Annotated in this window: 23 protein-coding genes; 11 read left to right on the top strand and 12 right to left on the bottom strand. The window is 71.3% G+C overall.

Annotated elements, in window-relative coordinates; all coding sequences use genetic code 11:
• Positions 1 to 1323 (bottom strand): PucR family transcriptional regulator ligand-binding domain-containing protein, encoded by a 1323-nt coding sequence (locus ACWEVP_RS11965; RefSeq protein WP_452062556.1) that lies wholly within the window; start codon positions 1321 to 1323, stop codon positions 1 to 3.
• Between the two features lie 121 nt (positions 1324 to 1444).
• On the opposite strand from ACWEVP_RS11965, the gene ACWEVP_RS11960 reads away from it, so the two are divergent.
• From ACWEVP_RS11960 to pucD, 4 genes are read left to right on the top strand one after another with little or no spacing between them, the layout of a single operon-like run.
• On the top strand, positions 1445 to 2308 hold the full coding sequence (locus ACWEVP_RS11960; protein WP_452062555.1) for an FAD binding domain-containing protein: 864 nt from the start codon (positions 1445 to 1447) through the stop codon (positions 2306 to 2308).
• The gene (locus ACWEVP_RS11955; protein WP_452062554.1) at positions 2299 to 2766 is read left to right on the top strand and encodes a (2Fe-2S)-binding protein; all 468 of its coding nucleotides are present in this window, start codon (positions 2299 to 2301) and stop codon (positions 2764 to 2766) included. Before ACWEVP_RS11960 ends, ACWEVP_RS11955 begins: the two co-directional genes overlap by 10 nt.
• Positions 2763 to 4103, top strand: coding sequence for an 8-oxoguanine deaminase (locus ACWEVP_RS11950; RefSeq protein ID WP_452062553.1), 1341 nt, complete (start codon positions 2763 to 2765; stop codon positions 4101 to 4103). Before ACWEVP_RS11955 ends, ACWEVP_RS11950 begins: the two co-directional genes overlap by 4 nt.
• Positions 4100 to 6358 carry a xanthine dehydrogenase subunit D gene (pucD, locus tag ACWEVP_RS11945; RefSeq protein ID WP_452062552.1) on the top strand — a complete coding sequence of 753 codons (2259 nt, stop codon included), beginning with the start codon at positions 4100 to 4102 and terminating at the stop codon, positions 6356 to 6358. Before ACWEVP_RS11950 ends, pucD begins: the two co-directional genes overlap by 4 nt.
• Here the strand turns inward: pucD and ACWEVP_RS11940 are convergent.
• The 6 genes from ACWEVP_RS11940 to ACWEVP_RS11915 form a co-directional block, all read right to left on the bottom strand.
• Positions 6351 to 7928, bottom strand: a complete 1578-nt coding sequence (locus ACWEVP_RS11940) for a glycoside hydrolase family 27 protein (RefSeq protein ID WP_452062551.1) — start codon at positions 7926 to 7928, stop codon at positions 6351 to 6353. The two genes, pucD and ACWEVP_RS11940, sit on opposite strands and share 8 nt — an antisense overlap.
• 103 nt (positions 7929 to 8031) lie before the next feature.
• Positions 8032 to 8616 (bottom strand): TetR/AcrR family transcriptional regulator, encoded by a 585-nt coding sequence (locus ACWEVP_RS11935; protein ID WP_452062550.1) that lies wholly within the window; start codon positions 8614 to 8616, stop codon positions 8032 to 8034.
• Between the two features lie 404 nt (positions 8617 to 9020).
• A complete protein-coding gene (gene pucL, locus ACWEVP_RS11930) occupies positions 9021 to 9902 on the bottom strand; it encodes a factor-independent urate hydroxylase (protein ID WP_452062549.1) in 882 nt (293 codons plus the stop codon).
• Between the two features lie 2 nt (positions 9903 to 9904).
• Positions 9905 to 10222, bottom strand: a complete 318-nt coding sequence (gene uraH / locus ACWEVP_RS11925; protein ID WP_452062548.1) for a hydroxyisourate hydrolase — start codon at positions 10220 to 10222, stop codon at positions 9905 to 9907.
• Entirely contained in the window at positions 10219 to 10698 is a 480-nt protein-coding gene (gene uraD, locus ACWEVP_RS11920) for a 2-oxo-4-hydroxy-4-carboxy-5-ureidoimidazoline decarboxylase (RefSeq protein WP_452062547.1), read from the bottom strand. Before uraD ends, uraH begins: the two co-directional genes overlap by 4 nt.
• Before the next feature lie 79 nt (positions 10699 to 10777).
• Positions 10778 to 11287, bottom strand: coding sequence for a helix-turn-helix domain-containing protein (locus ACWEVP_RS11915; RefSeq protein WP_452062546.1), 510 nt, complete (start codon positions 11285 to 11287; stop codon positions 10778 to 10780).
• A gap of 229 nt (positions 11288 to 11516) precedes the next feature.
• On the opposite strand from ACWEVP_RS11915, the gene allB reads away from it, so the two are divergent.
• Together allB and alc are read left to right on the top strand one after the other, a co-directional pair.
• A complete protein-coding gene (allB, locus tag ACWEVP_RS11910; protein ID WP_452062545.1) occupies positions 11517 to 12845 on the top strand; it encodes an allantoinase AllB in 1329 nt (442 codons plus the stop codon).
• A 1-nt stretch (position 12846) separates the two neighbouring features.
• A complete protein-coding gene (alc, locus tag ACWEVP_RS11905) occupies positions 12847 to 13866 on the top strand; it encodes an allantoicase (protein WP_452062544.1) in 1020 nt (339 codons plus the stop codon).
• On the opposite strand, the gene ACWEVP_RS11900 is transcribed toward alc, so the two are convergent.
• The 4 genes from ACWEVP_RS11900 to ACWEVP_RS11885 all read right to left on the bottom strand — a co-directional run bounded on the left by ACWEVP_RS11900 (position 13863) and on the right by ACWEVP_RS11885 (position 16834).
• Positions 13863 to 14039, bottom strand: coding sequence for a hypothetical protein (locus ACWEVP_RS11900; RefSeq protein ID WP_400903659.1), 177 nt, complete (start codon positions 14037 to 14039; stop codon positions 13863 to 13865). The genes alc and ACWEVP_RS11900 overlap by 4 nt on opposite strands.
• 242 nt (positions 14040 to 14281) lie before the next feature.
• Complete coding sequence (locus ACWEVP_RS11895; protein ID WP_452062543.1) at positions 14282 to 15037, bottom strand: MBL fold metallo-hydrolase; 756 nt, start codon at positions 15035 to 15037, stop codon at positions 14282 to 14284.
• A 37-nt stretch (positions 15038 to 15074) separates the two neighbouring features.
• Entirely contained in the window at positions 15075 to 15551 is a 477-nt protein-coding gene (locus ACWEVP_RS11890; protein WP_452062542.1) for a CoA-binding protein, read from the bottom strand.
• Complete coding sequence (locus tag ACWEVP_RS11885) at positions 15548 to 16834, bottom strand: O-acetylhomoserine aminocarboxypropyltransferase/cysteine synthase family protein (RefSeq protein ID WP_452062541.1); 1287 nt, start codon at positions 16832 to 16834, stop codon at positions 15548 to 15550. Before ACWEVP_RS11885 ends, ACWEVP_RS11890 begins: the two co-directional genes overlap by 4 nt.
• Before the next feature lie 278 nt (positions 16835 to 17112).
• Here ACWEVP_RS11885 and ACWEVP_RS11880 point away from each other — a divergent pair, with 278 nt between their 5' ends.
• From ACWEVP_RS11880 to ACWEVP_RS11860, 5 genes are all read left to right on the top strand, one after another.
• Positions 17113 to 17643, top strand: a complete 531-nt coding sequence (locus ACWEVP_RS11880) for a DUF3887 domain-containing protein (protein ID WP_452062540.1) — start codon at positions 17113 to 17115, stop codon at positions 17641 to 17643.
• 40 nt (positions 17644 to 17683) lie between these two features.
• Complete coding sequence (locus ACWEVP_RS11875) at positions 17684 to 18985, top strand: serine hydrolase (protein WP_452062539.1); 1302 nt, start codon at positions 17684 to 17686, stop codon at positions 18983 to 18985.
• Positions 18982 to 19419, top strand: coding sequence for a VOC family protein (locus ACWEVP_RS11870; protein WP_452062538.1), 438 nt, complete (start codon positions 18982 to 18984; stop codon positions 19417 to 19419). The genes ACWEVP_RS11875 and ACWEVP_RS11870 overlap by 4 nt, the downstream gene beginning before the upstream one ends.
• 61 nt (positions 19420 to 19480) lie before the next feature.
• The gene (locus ACWEVP_RS11865) at positions 19481 to 19894 is read left to right on the top strand and encodes a PPOX class F420-dependent oxidoreductase (RefSeq protein WP_452062537.1); all 414 of its coding nucleotides are present in this window, start codon (positions 19481 to 19483) and stop codon (positions 19892 to 19894) included.
• A gap of 109 nt (positions 19895 to 20003) precedes the next feature.
• On the top strand, positions 20004 to 20861 hold the full coding sequence (locus tag ACWEVP_RS11860) for a sigma-70 family RNA polymerase sigma factor (protein ID WP_452062536.1): 858 nt from the start codon (positions 20004 to 20006) through the stop codon (positions 20859 to 20861).
• Positions 20862 to 20866: 5 nt separating this feature from the next.
• Here the strand turns inward: ACWEVP_RS11860 and ACWEVP_RS11855 are convergent, their stop codons facing one another.
• Positions 20867 to 21493, bottom strand: a complete 627-nt coding sequence (locus ACWEVP_RS11855) for a (2Fe-2S)-binding protein (protein ID WP_452062535.1) — start codon at positions 21491 to 21493, stop codon at positions 20867 to 20869.
• Between the last annotated feature and the right edge of the window lie 20 nt (positions 21494 to 21513).

The raw sequence follows: 21513 nt of genomic DNA, 5'->3' as shown, positions 1-21513 counted from the left end.
TCACTCCTCCGTGCCCAACGCGAGGTAGACGTCGAGCTGGTCGGTGAACTCCGTCAGGTCCGCGCCGAGCAGTTCGCCCGCCCGGCCGATGCGGTAGCGCAGGGTGTTGACGTGGACGTGCAGCGCCTTGGCCGCCCGCGTCGGCGAGCCCGAGCACTCCAGGAACACCCGCACCGTGTGCACGAGGTCCGTGTGCTGTTCGGCGTCGTAGTCCAGCAGCGGCCCGAGGACGCGGCGCCGCAACGCCGCGCGCAGCCCCTCCGGCGCCCCGGCCAGCAGCAGCCGGTGCGCGTCGACCTCGCCGGCCTCGACGACCACGACGCGTCCCGCGCGCCCGGCGGCGACGTTCAGGGCGTACCGCGCCGTCGCGGAAGCCTCGGCCCGCGGGCCGCAATCGCCCACCCCGCACAGGATCCGTGAGGCCCGCAACAACGGCTCCACAGTGGACAGTCCGGCCGAGCCGGGCCACCGTCGCACCGCCGCGTAGGAAGTGTCCCCAGTGGACTCCAGCAGCCTGCCGTCCGGCAGCAGTTCCCGCAGGACGTCCCGGCTCTCGTCGCTGCCCTCGGTTCGCAACGCGACGACGTGCGCCTCATCGGGCACCTCGGCGTCGGGCGGAACCGACCGCGCCCGGGTGACGCCGACGAGCCCGGCCAGCTCCTCGGCCAGCTCCGCCTGCGCGGTGGTCAAGGGCCCGCCGACGGCGACCAGCCACGGCACGGCGTGCCGCCCCTCGACCGGGACCACGGTCAGCGACCCGGCTTCCTTCGCCGCGTACCGGCGGACGACGTCGGGCGCCGGCACCGGCAGCGGGGACGCCCCCGCGACGACCCGGCCGAGCCCCGACAGCACCCAGCAGGGCAGGCCGAACTCCGCGGACGCGCGCTCCAGCAGCGTCTCGACGGGGGCGTCCGCGGCGGCCTGCAAACGTTTGCGCGCGCTCTCGGACGCGGCGGCCAGCGCGAGCACCACCTGCTCGGTGATCACCGAGAACGACAGGTCGGCCGGCACTTCGAGCAGCGGGATCCGGTGCCGCTCGCAGGCCTCGACGACATCGCCGGGGATCCCGCCGGAGTCGGCGCCGGACGCCGCCAGCGCCGCCGCCCCCGAGCGCGCCAGCGCGGCCACGAACGGCTCGGCGTCGCCCGGGCGCCGCCACCAGAGCAGGCCGGAAAGCACCAGCTCACCGGCCGACAGGTACCGTCCGGGATCGGGCAGCTCCGTGACGTAGATGCGCGTCACCGGGCGGTCGAGCAGCTCGGCCCCGGCCCGCGGGCGCAGCCGCAGACCGGGGAGGCCCAGCAGAGTTTTCACGGTCGTCATCAGGCTTGTAGGAAAGCACAAACCACCCCGGTTTCGCTCCTGTGCGTTTCATGCGCCGTGCCGTTGCCGCCCGGGCCGGGTTCGGCGTCTACTGGTCTATCGCCCTCACGAAGGAGCAAGAGTGGAGTTCCTGCGTCCCACGACGCTCGCCGAGGCCCTCGCCCTCAAGGCGGAGCGGCCGGACGCCGTGCCGATCGCCGGCGGCACCGACGTCATGGTCGAGCTGAACTTCGACCACCGGCGCCCGGACGCCCTGCTCGACCTGACCCGGGTCGGTGAGCTGGCGGAGTGGTCCACATCGGACGGCACGGTCCGGCTCGGCGCCGGCGTCCCGTACACCCGCGTGATCGCCGAGGTGGGTGAATCCGTCCCGGCGCTGGCCATGGCCTCGCGCACGGTCGGCTCGCCGCAGATCCGCAACCGCGGCACGGTCGGCGGCAACCTCGGCGCCGCGTCGCCCGCCGGCGACACCCACCCGGTGCTGCTGGCCCTCGACGCGCAGGTCGAGGTGGCCTCCGTCCGAGGGACCCGGATCCTCCGCGCGGAGGAGTTCTACGTCGGCGTGAAACGCCACGCGCTCGAGCCGGACGAGCTGATCACCGCCGTCCACCTGCCCGCGCACGCCGGGCCGCAGCAGTTCGCCAAGGTCGGGACGCGCAACGCGATGGTCATCGCGGTCTGCTCGTTCGGGCTCGCCCTGCGCGACGGCCGCGTCGGTGCCGCGATCGGATCCGCCGCGCCGACGCCGCGCCACGCCCGCGAAGCCGAGGAGTTCCTGGCCGCCGAGCTGCCGTGGGACTCGTCGGAAGCGTTGCCCGACTCCCTGAAGCGGCGCTTCGGGGAGCTGGTCGGCGCGGCCGCCCAGCCGATCGACGATGTCCGGGGCAGCGCCGCGTATCGAAAGCACGCGCTCGGGGTACTAGCGCGGCGTACGTTGACCTGGGCCTGGGACGAACACCGGACGGGGGAGCGCGCATGCGCCTGAATGTCACGATCAACGGCGAGAAACGCCAGGCCGACGACGTCTGGGAAGGCGAAAGCCTGCTCTACGTCCTGCGTGAGCGGCTCGGCCTGCCGGGCTCGAAGAACGCCTGCGAACAGGGCGAGTGCGGCTCCTGCACGGTCTACCTCGACGACGTCCCGGTGTGCGCCTGCCTGGTCGCGGCCGGGCAGGCCGAGGGCCGCGAGGTCGTCACGGTCGAAGGGCTGGCCGACGGCGACACCCTCGACCCGGTCCAGCAGTCCTTTGTGGACGCGGGTGCGGTCCAGTGCGGCTTCTGCACCCCCGGCCTGGTCGTCGCCGCGCACGACCTGCTGAACCGCGTGCCGGACCCGTCCGACGAGGAGATCCGCGAGGCCCTCGCGGGCAACCTCTGCCGCTGCACCGGCTACGAAAAGATCCTCGACGCGGTGCGCGCGGTGGCGAAGGGCGGTGTCGCGTGAAGACCCTCATCGCGAACGCGGCGATCGCCACCGTCAGCGGCCCCGAACACGCGTCCGGCCACGTCGTCGTCGAGAACGACCGGATCGCCGAAGTCGGCGAAGGCGTGTACACGGGCGAGTTCGACGAGCGCGTCGACGCCTCGGGCTGCCTGGTGACGCCCGGCCTGATCAACACCCACCACCACCTCTACCAGTGGGCGACCCGCGGGCTGGCCGCCGACCACACGCTGTTCGAGTGGCTCGTCGCGCTCTACCCCGTCTGGGGGCGCCTCGACGACGAGATCACCCACGCCGCGGGCACCGCCGGGATGGCGCGCCTCGCGCTGACCGGCTGCACCACCGTCGCCGACCACCACTACGTCTTCCCGCGCGACGGCGGCGACCAGGTCGCGGCGCTCGCCGCGGCCCGGCAGCGGATCGGCGTCCGGCTGCACGTCGTGCGCGGGTCGATGGACCGTGGCGAGTCCGACGGCGGCCTCCCGCCGGACAACCTCGTCGAATCGACCGAGGACGCGCTGACCGGCACCGAAGCGGCGATCGAGCGCTTCCACGACGATTCGGCCGGCGCGCACCTGCAGATCGCCGCGGGCCCGTGCTCGCCGTTCTCGGTCACCGAGCGGCTGATGTCCGGCGCGGCCGAGCTGGCCCGCCGCAAGGGCGTCCGCCTGCACACCCACCTCGCCGAGACCGTCGACGAGGAGAAGCAGTGCCTCGCCGAGGTCGGCTGCACGCCCGCCGAGTACGCCGACAAGCTCGGCTGGCTCGCCGACGACGTCTGGCTCGCGCACACCATCCACCTCGCGCCCGAGGCGATCCGCCGCTTCGGCGCGACCGGCACGGGCTCGGCGCACTGCCCGACGTCCAACGGCCGGATCGGTGCCGGCATCGCCCCGGTCCGCGACCTGCTCGACGCCGGCGTCCCGGTCGGGCTCGGCGCCGACGGGGCCGCGTCCAACGAGTCCGGCGGCCTCGGCGAAGAGCTGCACCAGGCGTTGCTGCAGGCCCGCCAGCGCGGCGGCCCGCGCGGCCTGACCACGCGGGAAGCGCTGTGGATGGGCACGATGGGCGGCGCCCGCTGCCTGGGCCGCGCCGACGACCTGGGCTCGATCGAGCCCGGGAAGCTCGCCGACCTCGCCGTCTGGGACCTGACCGGGCTGAACTACGCGGGCATCACCGACCCGGTCGCGGCGCTGGTGCTGGGCACGACCCCGCCGCTGCGCCGGCTGTTCGTCGGCGGCAAGGCCGTCGTCGAGGACGGCACCCTGCGCGAAGCCGACGAATCCGAGATCGCTCGCGAGCTGGCGGCCGCGAGCGCCCGGCTGAGGGAGGGCAGATGACCACCACTTCCGTCACCACGCAGACCGTGAACGGCGTCGGCGCGTCACCGCGCCGCCCCGACGGCACGGTGAAGGTGCGCGGCGAGTTCGCCTACTCCTCGGACCTGTGGCACGAGGACATGGTGTGGGGCGTGACGTTGCGCAGCCCGCACCCGTACGCGCGGATCACCGGCATCGACATCGCCGAAGCCCTGGCGGTGCCGGGCGTCTACGCGGTGCTGACGCACGAAGACGTCCCCGGCGTGAACCGCTACGGCCTGGAGCACGCCGACCAGCCGGTGCTCGCGTCCGACGTCGTCCGCTACCAGGGCGAACCGGTCGCGCTGGTCGCCGCCGACCACCCGGAGACCGCGCGGCGGGCGATGAAGCGGATCGCCGTCACCTATGAGGAACTGGAGCCGGTGACGGACTCCGAAGCGGCCGTCGCGGGCGAAGGGCCTTCGCTGCACGAGGGCGGCAACGTCGTGCGGCACGTGAAGATCCGCCGCGGTCCGCAAGATCTCGCCGCCGACGTCGTCGTCTCGGGTGTGTACGAGGTCGGCATGCAGGACCAGGCGTTCCTCGGGCCGGAGTCCGGGCTGGCGGTGCCGGACACCGAAGGCGGCGTCGACCTGTACGTCGCCACGCAGTGGCTGCACGTCGACCAGCAGCAGATCGTGGCCGCGCTGGGCCTGCCCGTCGAGAAGGTGCGGTTGACCCTCGGCGGCGTCGGCGGCGCGTTCGGCGGCCGCGAGGACCTGTCGATGCAGGTGCACGCGTGCCTGCTGGCGCTGCACACCGGCAAGCCGGTGAAGATGGTCTACAACCGCGAAGAGTCCTTCTACGGTCACGTCCACCGCCACCCGGCGAAGATGTACTACGAGCACGGCGCTACTTCGGACGGGCGTCTCGTGTACGTGCGTACGCGGTTGTACTTGGACGGCGGCGCGTACGCGTCCTCGACGGGCGCGGTGGTCGCGAACGCCGCCACGCTCGGCGTCGGTCCGTACAAAGTGGACAGCGTCTCGGTGGACTGCTGGGGCACGTACACGAACAACCCGCCGTGTGGCGCGATGCGCGGCTTCGGTGCCGTGCAGGCGGCGTTCGGCTACGAGTCGCAGATGGACAAGCTCGCGGCCGCGTGCGGCTTGGACCCGGTGGAGATCCGCGTCCGCAACGCCATGAGCGAAGGCGACTTGATGCCCACCGGTCAGGTCGTCGACTCTGCCGCGCCGGTCGCCGAGCTGCTGTCCCGCGTGCGGGACATGCCGCTGCCGCCGGACCGGCCGTTCGACCTGCGGCACATGCCCGGTGGGGTCTCCAACACGACGCACGGCGAAGGCGTCGTCCGCGGGGTCGGGTACGCGGTCGGGATCAAGAACGTCTGCTTCTCCGAAGGCTTCGACGACTACTCGACGGCCCGGGTGCGCCTGCAGCTGGTCGGCGGCGAACCGGCGGCGACCGTGCACACCGCGGCCTGCGAGGTCGGCCAGGGCCTCGTGACGATCATGCAGCAGATCGTGCGGACCGAGCTGGGCGTCGACCAGGTGACGATCCTGCCGATGGACACCTCGATCGGCAACGGCGGCTCGACGTCGGCGTCGCGCCAGACGTACGTCACCGGCGGCGCGGTCCAGGCCGCGTGCGGTGCGGTGCGGACGAAGCTGCTGTCCCGGTTCGATGCCAGGACGAGGGTGGTCGGCGGCAAGCTCGTCGCGGCCGACGGCCGGGTGGTCGCGGACCTGGTGGACGTCCTCGGCGACGACGTCTACGACGAGACCGTGGAGTGGCGGCACCGGCCCACTTCGTCCTTGGACCCGGAGACCGGGCAGGGCACCGCGCACGTGCAGTACGCGTTCGCCGCGCACCGGGCGGTCGTCGACGTCGACACCGAGCTGGGCCTGGTGAAGGTGGTCGCGCTGGACTGCGCCCAGGACGTCGGCAAGGCGCTGAACCCGCAAGCCGTGCTGGGCCAGATCCAGGGCGGTTCGGCGCAGGGCCTCGGGCTCGCGGTGATGGAGGAGATCCAGACCTCCGGCGGGAAGATCCGGAACCCCTCCTTCACCGACTACCTGATCCCGACGGTCCTGGACATGCCGCCGATGAGCATCGACGTCCTGGAGCGCCCGGACCCGCACGCGCCGTACGGCCTGCGCGGGGTCGGCGAACCGCCGACGATCTCGTCGACCCCGGCGATCGTGGCCGCGATCCGGGCCGCGACCGGGCTCGCGCTCACGCGCGTCCCGGTCCGGCCGGAGCACCTGACCGCTACCTGAGCTGCCAGTTCTGGTTGGCGTCGTCGTTGCAGCCCCAGAGCTCGAGCTGGACGCCGTTGAGGTTGCCGGCGGGCTTGTCGCCGCCGGTGACGTCGACGCACAGGCCGGTCTGGGTGCCGGTGATCGAGCCGTCGGGGTTGAGCTGGAACTTCTGGTTCGCGCCGCCGTGGCAGGTCCAGGCGATCAGCTTGGTCCCGGCGGTGGTGCCGCCCTCGCTGGCGTCGAGGCAGAGGCCGCTTGCGGACTTCAGCTCACCGGCGCCGGTGAACGTCCAGGTCTGGTTCGGGCCGCCGTCGCAGTCCCAGATGTCGACCTTGGTGCCGGGCGTGGTGACGTTGCCGTTGATGTCGATGCAGCGTGAGGACGACGCTCCCTGCAGTGCTTTCGCTGGGTTGCTGCCGCTAGCGTTCGCCGTGACGCGGTAGATGACCGTGCTGTGCGACGGGACGTTCGCGCTGATCGTGCCGGTGCTGGTGGTCTGCTCCTTGGACCACAGGTTGGTGAGCCGGTAGCTCGACGCGGCGGGCAGCCCGGCCGCGGCGGTGGTCGTCGAGACGGTCTTCGTGGTGCTGTTTTCGTTGAACAGCACGACGGCGACATCGCCGTTCTGCAGCGGCTTCTTGAGCACGTCCAGGCCGTTCCCGGTGGCGATCCGCGTCGCCTGCTTGCCGAGCGGGTCCTGGTCGATCGCGATGACGTCGGCGTTGAGGTAGGTCGAGAAGGTGGCGACACTGGCGGAGCGCAGGTCGGCGCCGGCGATCAGCGGTGCGGCCATCGCGGCCCAGAGCGTGAAGTGGGCGCGGTCCTCCTGGAAGTCCATGCCGTCGCCGACTTCGAGCATGTCGGGGTCGTTCCAGGCGCCGGGCTTCGCGGCCGAGGCGAGGCCGACGTTCTGGCGGTAGATCGAGTCGATGCTGCCCCAGTTGTTGGTGATGTCACCGGTGGTGCGCCACAGGTTGCCGACGTCCGGCGCCCAGGTCGACGGGCTGAAGTTCCCCCATTCGCAGATGCTGTAGGCGATCGGGCGGCCGGTGGCCTTGAGCGCGTCGCGCATCGCGGAGTAGCGGCGGACGTAGTCCTGCTGGGTTTCGCCGGCGGGGCTGCCGCAGTTGTCGTACTTGAGGTAGTCGACGCCCCAGCTCGCGAAGAGGTTCGCGTCGGCCTGCTCGTGGCCGAGGCTGCCGGGGTAGTGCTGGCAGGTTTCGGTGCCGGCGCTCTCGTAGATGCCGAACTTCATCCCGCGGGCGTGGATGTAGTCGCCGAGGGCCTTGAGGCCGCTGGGGAACTTGGCGGAGTCGGCGACGAGGTTGCCGTTGCCGTCCCGCGTCTTGGTCATCCAGCAGTCGTCGAGGTTGACGTAGGTGTAGCCGCGGTCGCGCATCCCGGAGCTGACCATGAGGTCGGTGGTCTGCTTGACGAGCGTCTCGTTGATGTCGCACTCGAAGGTGTTCCAGGTGTTCCACCCCATCGGGGGTGTGCGCAGAAGCCCGTTTTCGAGGGCTTGCGCGGGCGGGCTGCTGAGTGCGGCGCCCGCCAGGACGGCGGCAAGGACGGCGAAGACTCGGCGCATGGCGGCTCCAACCGGACGGCGTTGTCTGGACCACTGCACGCAGCATCGGTGTCGGGTCCTGCGCGGTCAAGCGCCATTTTGAGTATTCGTGTTGGATTACCGACTAAAGTTGTGCGTTCTCGTCGAGTAGCCGCCGGGCGACGTCCACGGTGGCGGCCCCGGCGACGGCCATGGCCTCGGTGTCCCGCAGCGAGCGGCAGAGGACGAAGGCGCCTTCGAGGTTGTTGACGGCGGTGATGGTGAGGGTGCGCGCGGCTTCGGTGCCGATGCCGAACTTCGCGAACTTCTCGGTCCCGGCCTCGATCCAGGCGGTGAAGACGTCGGCGGTGGCCTGCCGCAGCGGTTCGTTGGTGGAGGCGACCTCGAGGGCAACGGTCGCGATCGGGCAGCCTTCGACGTAGTCGGTGGCTTCGAGCGTGGCGATCCCGGCGGCGAAGAAGGCTTCGATGCCGCTGATCAGATCGGGAGCGGGCGCGATGAAGAGGTCGAAGAGCTGGATGTAGGCGAGCCCGGAGGTCCGGACGACCTCCTGCCCGAGCTGCTCCTTGCCACCGGGGAAGAAGTGGTAGAGCGACCCGAAGGGCGCGTTGGCCTCGGCGACGATCTGCTTCAGCCCGGTACCGCTGTAGCCGTTGCGCCGGAACAGTTCCGCGCCGGCGGCCATGATGCGTTCTTTGGTCCCTGCCACGCGATCGAGGATACGCGTTCGTTAGAGCGTTCTACCGAGTCCGGCTTGTCCACACCCCCGTCGTGATGTGGACAAGCCGGCGCTCGGCGGACCTGGCCCAAGATCGGCAAGCTGGTCGTGGATCCTGGGGCGCGGGCGGTCGTTCAGGATGGGCTGGACACGCGGTGGAGCCCGCAACAGAGCACCCGCCGTACACCTCGAGCCTGGTCGGCGATGCTCTGGTCGCCAAGATCCACCCGCTGCCACGAACATTCCGGTCTACTTCCGCGACCCACACGCCCCCGTCGCGGCCGAACTCAACGACCGGCCCGCCCCGCCGAACACATGACCCCATTACTCAACACCACCCCACCCACCAGCAGTGCTGCAACGACCGCCGGAAACCGCCGAGGGTGGGGGCTGCGTCAGTGGATGTCCCAGGCCGGACCCGGGTCCTCGGCGTCGTCGCGCAGGATCGTGCCCTCGATCAGGCCGTACGGGCGGTCCGCCGCGTAGAACACCTCGTTGTCGTTCTTCAGCCCGAACGGGCTCAGGTCCACCAGGAAGTGGTGCTTGTTCGGCAGCGACAGCCGCACCTCGGCGACCTCCTCGCGGGCCTTCAGCACCGCTTCGCCCATCGCGTAGAGCGTCTGCTGCAGCGAAAGGCTGTGCTTCGTCGCGAACGTCTCCAGCATCAGCCGCCGGATCTCGCGGTGGCTCCCGGCCCAGTCGACGTCCTCGCCCCGGTAGCGCCACCGCGCCGTCACGGCCGTCGCGAGGATGCGGTCGTCGGTCTCGGCGAGTGTCGTGTACTGGTCGCGCGGGAAGCCGTGGAACTCCGAACCCGTGGACTTCAGCAGGGTCAGGCCGTCGATGCCGGACACGACCCACGCGCGGCCGTCCCGGACCGTCACGGCCGTCGTGCGCCGTTCGTCGCCGGAGCGGCTGAACGCGTGGTCGTGCGGCTCGCCGCCGACGGCGATCCGGTCCCAGCCGTGCTCGTCGATCTTGATCCGCGCGCCGGTGATGTTCCCCTGTGTCCCGGTGAAGTGCCGCGCCAGGCGGAGGCCGAAGTCCTCGATCTCGCCGACCGGCGCTTCCTTCGCGAAGGCGTACACGGTGTTCTTCTGCGTGTCGGTCGCGAGCACGCCGGCGTTGTCGCCGGTCAGGTGCGTCGCGGCGAGCTCGCCCCGCAGCGACGTCGACACGGTGAGGTCCTTGAGGTGGTGCACGGGGCCGTCGCGGCGCACCGTCACCAGGCGGACCTCCGCCTTGCCGTACTGGTTGGGGCCCAGGGTGATGGCCACGGTCAGCTCCCTCGGTAGGTCGAATAGGCGAACGGGCTGAGCAGGAGCGGCACGTGGTGGTGCGCGGTGCCGTCGGCGATCCGGAAGGTCAGCGCGACCTCCGGGAAGAAGGCGTCCGGGCCCAGGTAGGCACCGGTGTCGAAGACCAGGCGGTAGGCGCCGGGCTCGAGGGTTTCCGGGCCGAGGTCCCGGATGCGGCCGTCGGCGTCGGTGCGCCCGTCGGCGATCGGCTTCCCCTCGGCGGTCTCGAACCGGACGGCGATCCCGGGCGCGGGGCGTCCGGTCGCCGTGTCGAGGACGTGGGTCGTCACGAGGCTCACGCGGTCACCGCTTTCGCGAGTCGGAGTTCGGCGATCTTGACCAGTTCCCGCCCGGCGACGGCCAGTTCCGTCGCGGGGTCGTTGTCCAGCCGTTCGTGGAGGATCTTCAGCAGCTCTTCCCCGGTGCGGCCGCTGGCGCAGACGAGGTAGACGTGGCCGAACCTGGCTTCGTATTCGGCGTTCGCGGCGGCGAAGGCATCGGCGTTGTCCACGCCGGACTGTTCGCTGCGCGACCAGTCGCCCTCGGTGCCTTTCTGCCGCGGTTTTTCGCCGATCCGCGGGTGGGCGGCCATCGCCAGCCGGATCTCGTCGGTGGTCAACGGCAGGTCGGCGGCGGCTTGCAGCGCGTCCGGACTCGCGTAGGGCCGGCCGTCGAGCACCACGTCCACCCAGCGTGGGACGGCGAGGCAGGCGGTCAGCGCCGGACGCACGTCCTCGGCGTCGGCGGCGTTGAAGTCGGAGAGGGTGAGCGGCACGGGGAACTCCTCGTGAGTGGCGTCCCGCTGACCGTACGTCGACGCCGGAGTTCCGTCAACATTTTGTTGAAACCGCTGGTCAGTCGACTTCCCGGTTCAGGTAGTTGTAGACGGTGAACCGCGTGACGCCCAGCGCGTCGGCCACCGAGGAGACGGACTTCCGCAGGCCGAAGGCCCCTCGTTCGCGCAGCAGCCGCACCGCTCGCTGCTTCCCGGCGCGGTCGAGTTCGCCCAGCTTGGCGCCCATCTCGCGTTCGAGGTCGGCGATGAGCCGGGCCAGCGCGTCGGTCAGTTCGACGGCCGGCGCGGCGGCCGTTCCGGCGGGCTTTTCGCTCGCCTCGGCGTGTCCCGGTTCGGCCCGGCGCACCTGCAGCGTCACCTGGGTCGCGCCCGCGTCGAGGGCGGCCTGCGCGATCGCCGGAAGCGCGTCGTAGAGCTCCTTCGCCTCGCCGCGGGCGAGCGTCCCCAGCGGACCGAAGTCGGTGTCCAGCCCGGCTTCCGCCGCGGCGTCGCGCGCGGCGACGGCGTGCTCGGGCGGCGAACCCTCGCCGCGGAACGGTTCGCTGGTGAACTCCGCTTCAAGCCGCACGAGGATGACCGTACTGCGTCGCTGGTTGTCAATCCGACCGGCAGTCACGCGGAATGGGTGCCGACGGGTGGTCGGCTTTCGTCCGTTTCCGCCTGCTTCGGCGGGATCGGCAACGCGCCGCGTCCGTCGTTGACGAGCGGCGCGCGCCGTGGTTACTGTCGTTGTGCGAAACCGTCTTTCCGTAGTGTGAAATCGGCGGTGGTCAATCCTCCCGGTGAAGGGTTTTCGGATGGATCTTGTGGTGCGCGCGACCCGAGCTGTCACGGCCGAAGGTGAGGTTCCGGCGACCCTCGGCGTCGACGGCGGCCGGATCGTCGCGGTCGAACCCGGCGGCGCTTCGCTGTCCGGCGACCGTGTGATCGATCTCGGCGACGACGTCGTGCTGCTGCCGGGACTCGTCGACACGCACGTCCACGTCAACGATCCCGGCCGCGCCGAGTGGGAGGGGTTCGAGACGGCGACCCGCGCGGCCGCCGCGGGCGGCGTGACCACGATCGTGGACATGCCGCTCAACAGCCTGCCCCCGACCGTCGACGTCGCGGCGCTGGAGGTCAAGCGCAAGGCGGCGACCGGCCGGGTGCACGTCGACGTCGGCTTCTGGGGCGGCGCGATCCCCGGCAACGTCGGCGATCTGCGCGCCCTGCACGAAGCCGGGGTGTTCGGCTTCAAGTGCTTCCTGCTGCACTCGGGCGTCGACGAGTTCCCGCCGCTCGACCCGGCGGGGCTGGACGAAGCGTTGCGCGAGCTGAGTTCCTTCGACGCGTTGATGATCGTGCACGCGGAGGACGCGCACGAGATCGACTCGGCACCGGAACCCCACGGCGGTCGTTATGTCGACTTCTTGCGATCCCGGCCGCCGGCCGCGGAGAACCTCGCGATTTCGCACGTCATCGAGGCTGCTCGCCGCCACCACGCGCGAGCGCACATCCTGCACCTTTCGTCGGCTGAAGCGGTGCCGCTGGTCGCTTCGGCCCGCCGTGACGGCGTCGCGCTGACGGCCGAAACCTGCCCGCACTACCTCAGCTTCATCGCCGAGGAGATCCGCGACGGCGCGACGCAGTTCAAGTGCTGCCCGCCGATCCGCGAGGCGGCCAACCGCGAGCGGCTCTGGCAGGGGCTCGCCGACGGAGTGATCGACACGATCGTCAGCGACCATTCGCCGTGCACGCCGGAGCTGAAACGCTTCGACAGCGGCGACTTCGGGGTGGCGTGGGGCGGGATTTCGAGCCTCCAGCTGGGCCTGCCGGCGATCTGGACCCAGGCGCGGCAGCGCGGGTTCGCGCTCACCGACGTCGTCCGCTGGATGGCCGAACGCCCGGCCGCGCAGGCCGGGATGCGCCGCAAGGGGCACCTGGCGGCGGGGTACGACGCCGACTTCTGCGTGTTCGCACCGGACGAGGCGTTCGTCGTCGACGTCACGAAACTGAAGCACCGCAACCCGGTCAGCGCCTACGACCGGCGCCCGCTCGCCGGCGTCGTGCGCTCGACGTGGTTGCGGGGCACCGAAATCACCGGCGACTCGCCGCACGGCGAGCTGCTGACCCGGGGGGACTGCTGAAATGGAGGCTGCCTTGTCCGAGTCCGAGCGTCCCGTGTGGACGGACCTGCCCGACCTCGCTTCGCGCCGCTTCGGCGGAACGGTGATGTGGGCGACCGACGAGCTGTTCGCCGAGAAGGAGAACCTGGTCAACCCGTGGACGCCGGCGCACCGCGCCGAGACGTTCGGCCCGAAGGGCCAGGTCTACGACGGCTGGGAGACCCGCCGCCACCGCGAACCGGGCGACGACCAGGCACTGATCAGGCTCGGCTTGGCCGGCACGGTCACCGGGGTCATTGTGGACACGGCGTTCTTCAAAGGCAACTACCCGCCGTTCGTCTCGGTCGAGGCGGCATCGGTGCCGGGCTACCCGTCGGCGGCGGAGCTGCAGACGGCGGACTGGGACGTGTTGGTCGACCACGCCCCGGCGGCCGGCCACACGGAGAACTTCTACGCGATCAACGGCTCACGCCGCTACACGCACGTGCGGCTGACGCAGCACCCGGACGGCGGAGTGGCGCGGCTGCGCGTCCACGGCACGCCGATCCCGGACCCGGACCTGCTCGATCCGGACGCACTCGACCTGGCGGCGCTGGAGAACGGCGCGGTGGTGACGGGCTGCAGCAACAAGTTCTATTCATCGCCGAACAACCTGTTGTCGCCCGGACTGGCGGCGCACCAGGCGGAGGGCTGGGAGACGGCCCGCCGCCGTGACGACGGAAACGACTGGGTGACGCTCCGCCTGGCGGGCGCGGGCATCGTCCGGTTCGCCGAGCTGGACACGAGCAACCTCAAGGGCAACGCTCCGGGCTGGGCATCGGTGAGCGGCCGAGACACGTACGGCGAGTGGGTCGACCTGCTGCCGAAGACCCGCCTGCAACCGGACACGCGTCACCGTTTCGTGGTGAAGGACGGCCCGGAGATGACGGAGGCTCGGTTGGACATCTACCCGGACGGCGGACTGGCGAGGCTGCGCCTGTTCGGCCGGCTCACGGAGGCGGGCCGGACGAATCTGAAGGCCCGCTACTCCAAGACTCGCTAGCTGTCGGCGCCGGGACGGTTGAGGTAGGCGGAGGCAAGCGAGAGCACACAGGCGCAACCGATGATGGCGCTGACCCACCACTGAAGACCGGCCACGACGCTCCAGACAAAGCCCGCCGCCGCCAAGAGGGCGACCAGGATGTTCCGAAACTGCAGCGGCGTGGGTTTGGCCATACCCCCAGCCTCTCACGGGCGCGAGCGGGATCGCCGCGCGCCCGGACGTGGGGTGACGGGGCCCGCGCCGGCGCGGAGGGCGTCGCCTCGGGCGAGGGGCGTCCGCGCCGGCCCGGCGCGCCGGCGAGTGCCTGCCGGGCTTAGGCGTGACGCCGACGGAGTTGCCACTCGTCCCCGCCCCGCCCCGCCCCGCCCCGCCCCGCCCCGCCCCGCCCCGCCCCGCCCCCCCGCCCCGCCCGTTCTCAGACCTCTGCGCGCTGTCCCGGTTCGAGCAGCACCAGGCGGTCGGCCAGTCCCGCCGCCTCGAACTCCTTGCGCAGGGTGTCCGGCCCTTCGGTGAAGTGCTGCCAGCCGCGGAAGTGCAGCGGTACCACCTTCGGCGCTCCCAGTGCCTTTGCCGCCTCGACCGCGTTCGCGCTCGTCAGTGTCAGGGGTGCGCCGTCGAAGAACTTGGTTCGCGCCGCCCCCGCGAACAGCACCGCGATGTGGACGCGGAACCGCGACGCGATCTCCCGCACCAGCTCGACCGATGCGTTGTCCCCGCTCACGTACACCGTCGGCAGACCGCTGCCGCTCAGCACGAACCCGGTCACCTCGCCGGTCGTCGGCTCGGCCCCTTCCGGTCCGTGCAGCGCCGGGACGGCCGTGACCGTCAGTGCTCCGACCTGCGTCTCCTCCCATGGCCTCAAGCCCCGCGCGGTCCCGCCCAGCCGCTCCGCTCCGCTGGGCGTGACGAGGGTCAGCGGTACCGTCCCGAGATAGGCGCGGCCGCGGTCGTCCAGGTTGTCGGGGTGCTGGTCGTGGGACAGCAGGACCGCGTCCACCACACCGGCCGCCTCTTCGGTCAGCACGGAGTCCTCGGTCTTGACCAGCACGCGATCGCCCACGGGGTGGTCGCCGGGCGCGTCGAAGGTCGGGTCGGTGAGCAGCCGCACGCCGCCCAGCTCCAGGAGCGCGGTCGGGCCGCCGGACAGCGTGATCCCCAGTTTCTCGGTCATACCCGGGGCCAACAGCGGGAACGTGCGTTCTCTTCCCTCAGGGTGCCGACTGCCTCCGTGAGCTGATCACCCCGGTGTTGAACCCGGCCAGGTGGAGCCCGCCCGCGAAGCGCGCGTGTTCGATCTTCACGCACCGGTTCATCACGACGTCCAGCCCGGCTTCCCGCGCCCGGTCGGCCGCCGGCTCGTGCCACAGCCCGAGTTGCAGCCACAGCGTCCGCGCGCCGGCGTCGATCACCTCTTCGGCCACCTGGGGTAGGTCGTCGTGCTTCCGGAAGACGCTGACCAGATCCGGTTCACCCGGTACGTCCTTGAGCGAGGCGTACACCGGTTTGCTGAACAGCGTCTCCAGCCGCGGGTTGACGAAGTTGACCTCGTAGCGCGTCGAGGAGAGCAGATAGGTCGCGACGAAGTAGCTGGGCCGGGCCGGATTGGCGGACGCGCCCACCAGCGTCACCGACTTCGTCCGGTTCAGGATCGCGCGCCGTTCGACGGCGCCCACCGCATACGTCATCCGGCCACCGCCTTGCCCAGTGCCTGGTCGAGGTCCCAGAGGATGTCGTCGGTGTCCTCCAGCCCGATCGACAGCCGGATCAGGTCGGGGCCGACGCCCGCGGCCGCGAGCTGATCCTCCGACAGCTGTGCGTGCGTGGTCGACGCCGGGTGGATCACCAGCGTCCGCGCGTCCCCGACGTTCGCGAGGTGCGACAGCAGTTCCACCGATTCGACGAACTTCTCGCCCGCCGCCCGGCCGCCGTCGATGCCGAACGAGAAGACCGCGCCCGGCCCGGCGGGCAGGTACTTCTTCGCCAGGTCGTGGTGCGGGTGGGAGGGCAGCCCGGCGTACGACACCCACGCCACCCGTGGATCCGCTTGGAGGTACTCGGCGACCGCCTGGGCGTTGGCGACGTGCGCGTCCATCCGCTGCGGGAGCGTCTCGACCCCTTGCAGTAACAGGAAAGCCGAGTGTGGTGACAGGACCGCGCCGATGTCCCGCAGCTGCTCGGCGCGCAGCCGGGTGCAGTACGCGTACTCGCCGAAGTTCTCCCAGTACCTGAGGCCGCCGTAGCTTTCGACGGTCTCGGTCATCCGCGGGAACTTCCCGTTGCCCCAGTCGAACTTCCCGGACTCGACCACGATCCCGCCGAGGGTCGTCCCGTGCCCGCCCAGGAACTTCGTCGCCGAGTGCAGCACGATGTCGGCGCCGTGCTCGATCGGGCGGCACAGGTACGGTGTCGCCAGCGTCGCGTCCACCACGAGCGGGATGTCGTGCGAGTGCGCGAGGTCCGCCAGCGCCGCGAGGTCGGCGATGCCGCCGCCGGGGTTGCCGATCACCTCGGTGTAGAGCAGCCGGGTCCGGTCGGTGATCGCGGCCGCGTACTCGTCGATGCCGCCGCTGACGAACGTCGTCTCCACGCCGAACCGCCTCAGCGTGCCCGTGAGCTGGGTGACCGTGCCGCCGTAGAGGCCGCTCGCCGACACGATGTGGTCGCCCGCTTCGGTCAGCGCGCTGAAGGTGAGGAACTCGGCCGCCTGGCCGCTCGCGGTCGCCACGCCGCCGATGGCGCCTTCGAGGCTGGCGATCCGTTCCTCGAACGCCGCCACTGTCGGGTTGCCGATGCGGCTGTAGATGTTGCCGTACTTCTGCAGTGCGAAGAGGTTCGCCGCGTCGGCGGCGTCTTCGAAGACGAAGCTCGTGGTCTGGTAGATCGGCACGGCCCGCGCGCCGGTCGCCGGATCGGGGGTGCCGCCCGCGTGCAGTGCGCGGGTCCGGAAGCCCCAGGTGCGTTCACTCATCGGTTCTCACCGTAACCGTCCTCCCCTTCGGATGGCCACGCCTCCCAGGTGGTGGGCGAGGCCATTTCGTGCTCTCGACGGTAGCACGCTTTGGTATTCCGTGCGCTACACTCGAAAGTATGAAATGCGCCGCCTGTGGCAAGCCGCTGCCACCTCGCCGAGGTTCTGGGCGAAATCGCCAGTATTGTGACGCCACGTGTCGAAGTGCCGCCCGCCGTCGCCGCGAAAACGTAAAGATTGACTTGACATACCCGGATCGTCAATACATTCTTGACACCGTGCCGGCACACGGGCCACTGGCCGCGGTCGGCGAAGCGGTGCGGAAGGTCCGTGACGCGGAAGCGACATTGCGGGAGGCGGTGGATGCGGCCAGGGGGGCAGGGCACACCTGGCAGGAGATCGGCAATCTCCTGGGCACCAGCCGGCAGGCCGCCTTCCAGCGGTTCGGCCGGCCGGTCGATCCGACGACGGGGGAGTCCATGACGGAACTGAAGCCGCCGGACGTGATCCACCGCGCCGAAGAGCTCGTGGCGGAACTCGTCGGCTGTCAGTGGCACGAAGTCCGCCGAGACTTCGACGAGCGCATGCGCGAGGCAGTCGGCGAGGAGGAGCTGCAGCTCGCCTGGGCCCAGCTGGCCGGGTCGGTCGGGCGGTACGAGCGGACGGGGGAGCCGTATGCGCGGTCCATGGGCGGCTACACGGTCGTCCACATGCCGCTGGCCTTCGAGGCCGGCGAGCGGACCGTGCAGCTGACCTACCGGGAGGACGGCCGGGTGGCCGGGTTGTGGATCCGGCCGCCCGAAGAGTAGCCGGTGATCAAGGGGGAACGATGGAAGCACAGGGGGAAAGATGGTGAAGGCAGCACTGGCGGGCGTGGTCGCGCTCGTCGTGGCATCGGTGGCTCCGGCCGCCCAGGCCGCCGAGGTACCCACGGCGACGCGGCAGCTCGAGTGGGTCGTCGAGGCGACCGGGCGCGTCCCGGTGCCCGACACCGAAGTTCGCGAGCACGTCGCCCAGGCGATGCTGGACGCGGTGGGCGGCACCGCGGGTGTCAACGGCGCGCTCGGCAAGCTGGGGCCGCTACAGGTGAAACGGATCGTCACCGAGGCGCCGGACCACGTCGAAGCGGCGGTGCACGGGGTCGCCGACGACTATCTGCTCGGCCTGCACGTGGACTCCGCCGGGCTGATCGACGGGCTGACGGCGAAACCGGACGACCCGGTGCCGGCTTCGTGGCCGGAGGTCGACGCGCAGCTCGCGGCGCTCGGCGGCCGAGTGTCGTTCGGCGCGTCGGAGATCCTCCCCGACGGGCGCTGCCGGGACGTGCACGGCGTCCGCGACGACGTGCAACGGCCCTTGGGCTCGGCGTTCAAGCTCTACGTCCTCGGCGCGCTCGGCAAGGCGGTCGCCGAGCACCGGGCGTCGTGGACCGAGCAGCTGGCCATCCGTGACGACTGGAAGAGCCTGCCGTCCGGGGTACTGCAGAACGAACCGGCGGGCACACGGCTGCCGTTGTCCACCTACGCCGACGAGATGATCTCGATCAGCGACAACACCGCGACCGACCACCTGATCCACCGGCTGGGCCGGGACGCCGTGCAGCGGCAGCTCACCGCGTTCGGCAACCAGCGACCGCCGGCGAACATCCCGTTCCTGAGCACCAAGGCGATGTTCGAGCTCAAGGCCACGCACTACCCGGCTCGCGCCGATGCCTACCTGGCACTGCCACGCTGGGCGCGGCCCGCGGCCGTCGCCGGGCTGGAACGGCTTCCGCTCACCGGCCTGCAGGGCTGGCAGGCGCCCGAGAAGATCGACGACATCGAGTGGTTCGGTTCGCCGGACGACATCTGCCGGGCGTTCTCCGGGCTGCAGAAGGAAAACCAGCCGGAGATCGGGCACGCGTTGTCGCTGAACGACGGCGGCCTCGGACTCGACCGGGCGCGGTTCCCCGAGGTCTGGTTCAAGGGCGGCAGCGAACCCGGCGTGCTGACCTTGAACTACCTGGCGCGCACGGTGGACGGCCGCTCCTTGGTCACCAGCATCATGGTGTCGGACCCGGTCAGGGCGTTGGACGAAAGCCACGTGGCGGCACGGGGAATCGCTGTCGCGAAGGGCGCCGTGGCGCTCCTCGCGGCTACGCTTCGTCCGTGACGGTGCGGTGGAGCCTGACGATCGACTGCGCGGAACCCCGTGCGCTGGCGAGGTTCTGGGCGGTGGCCCTCGGCTACATCGAGCGGCCACCACCCCCGGGCTTCGCGAGCTGGGACGACTGGTTCTCGCACCACGGTGTGCCCGAGGCGGACTGGGACGACGGCGCCTACCTGAGCGATCCGGACGGCGTGCTGCCGAACCTGAGCTTCCTCAAGGTGCCCGAGGAAAAGATCGTCAAGAACCGCGTCCACCTGGACGTCCAGGCCGGCGGCGGCCGTGACGTCGCGTGGGAGACGCGGTGGGAGCGGGTCGTCGAAGCCGTCGCCCGGCTCACCGCGGCGGGAGCGACCGTGCTGCGCGAAGACATGCTGGACGGCCGCCCGGACCACGTCGTGATGGCCGATCCGGAAGGCAACGAGTTCTGCGTGCTCTGAGCTGTCGATCCGGCGGTGGCGCGTTCGTACAGGAGGTGGACCCGGACCCGGAGGAGTGCTCATGACGTTCACCGACGAAGAGATCGGCTACCTGCGTTCACAACCGCTCGCCCGCGTGGCCACGCTCGGCGCCGGCGACCAGCCCGACGTCGTTCCGCTCGCGTTCGAGTTCGACGGCGAGCACTTCTGGGTCGGCGGGTCCGGCGCGGCGGTGGCGGCCACCCGCAAGTTCCGGAACGTCTCCGCCGGACGGCGGAAGGTCGCCTTGGTGGTGGACGACCTGGTGTCGCTGCGGCCGTTCATCGCGCGGGCGATCCGCGTGTACGGCGAGGCGGACGAGCCGGTCGAACGCACCGGGCTGGTGGGGCCCGGGCTGTACACGCGGATCACCCCGCGGGTTTCGTGGAGCTGGAACATGGCGGGGGAGCCCGTGGGCGAGACGTGGTACGAGCCGAGGAGGGTGGTTCATGGGTAGCTGACCGGGCCGGATGAGCCAGATCACGCACGACGTCGCCACGTTCCGGTCACATCACCCGCCGCCGCGGGGTCTACTGCTACGACCGCGGCGAAAGGAACGGGACACGGTGGACACGCTGACCGAACGGTTCGAGCAGGAGCGGCCGCGGCTGCGCGCGGTCGCCTACCGGATGCTCGGTTCGGCGAGTGAGGCGGACGACGCCCTGCAGGAGGCCTGGCTGCGGTTCGACCGCACGGACCTGGGTGAGGTCGAGAACGTCGGCGCGTGGCTGACGACCGTCGTCGCGCGGGTGTGCCTGTCGATACTGCGGACGCGGCGCAACCACCGCGAGGAGCCCTTGGACGGACGGCCCGAGCAGGGTGAGGACCGTCGGGACCCCGAGCAGGAGGCGGAGCTGGCCGACACGGTCGGGCTGGCGTTGCTGGTCGTGCTCGACGCGCTGGCCCCGGCCGAACGGGTCGCGTTCGTGCTGCACGACATGTTCGCCGTGCCGTTCGACGAGATCGCGCCGATGATCGACAAGACGCCGGCGGCGGCCCGCCAGCTGGCGAGCCGCGCGCGGCGGCGGGTCAAGGGCGGCTCCGCGGTGGACGCGGACCTGCCGCGGCGGCGAAAGGTCGTCGAGGCGTTCCTGGCGGCGTCCCGGGGCGGCGACTTCGAAGCGCTGCTCGCGCTCCTCGCCCCGGACGTGGTGCTGCACGCGGACCGGTTCGTCGGCCCGAGCCCGGCGCCGGTCGTGCTGCGCGGCGTCGAAAACGTGCGCAAGGGTGCGGTGCTGGCCTCCGAACGGGCCCGCTCCAGCGAGCTGGCCCTCGTCGACGGCTCGCCGGGGCTGCTCTGGATCCGCGACGGGCGGCCGGCGGTCGTGCTGGCCTTCCGGGTCGACGGCGACCGGGTCGCGGGCATCGACGTCATCGCCGACCCGGAGCGGCTGCGCGGGCTGGAGCTGGCCGTCCTCGACTGACCAGATCAGCCCAGGGCGGCGCGAAGCCGCGCGTCGCGCTCGGCCGGCGGCTGACGCGGGCAGCTCACGCACTTCGGGTTGCCGACCTCGTAGATCAGGCAGCACGAGGCCCGGCGCACCGCCGGGGTTCGGCCGACGCGCACGAAGCGGGGCTTCGGCAGGCCCAGGCCGATCGCGGCGACGAGCGGCTCGGCCAGGGTCATCGCGCGCTCGGGATCGGACGTCCACAGCAGCCGGTTGCCGATCGAGTCGGTGGCGATGGCACCCAGGGCGCGGGCGCGCGCTCCGGTGACGTCGGCGATCGTCGCGATGGCGGTTCCGAGCGCCTCACCGAACGCGGCGCCCAGCTCGGGCAGCCCGCCGGTGAGGTGCCGGGTGGACCGGGCGCCGAGGAACCGGCCGTCGGCGAGGAGGTCGATCTCCACGGCGTCGAGCGAGGGGTCGGCCGGTGCGCCGGCGACCAGGCCGTCGAGCGCGGGAGCCACGAGCACCGACGAGAGCGAGTACCACCAGATCGTGCCGAGCACCTCGGGCCGGGCGCAGCCGTAGAGCTTGGCCGCGCCGCCGATGCGGGCGCGGACCCACTCGGCGTCCGCGAGCGAGCTCGCGGGTGCGGTCCAGTCCGGCTTCACGGCACCCAGCCTTCCAGAAC

The organism is Amycolatopsis sp. NPDC003865, assembly GCF_053605345.1.
This window is presented reverse-complemented; position numbering and strand designations above follow the sequence as displayed.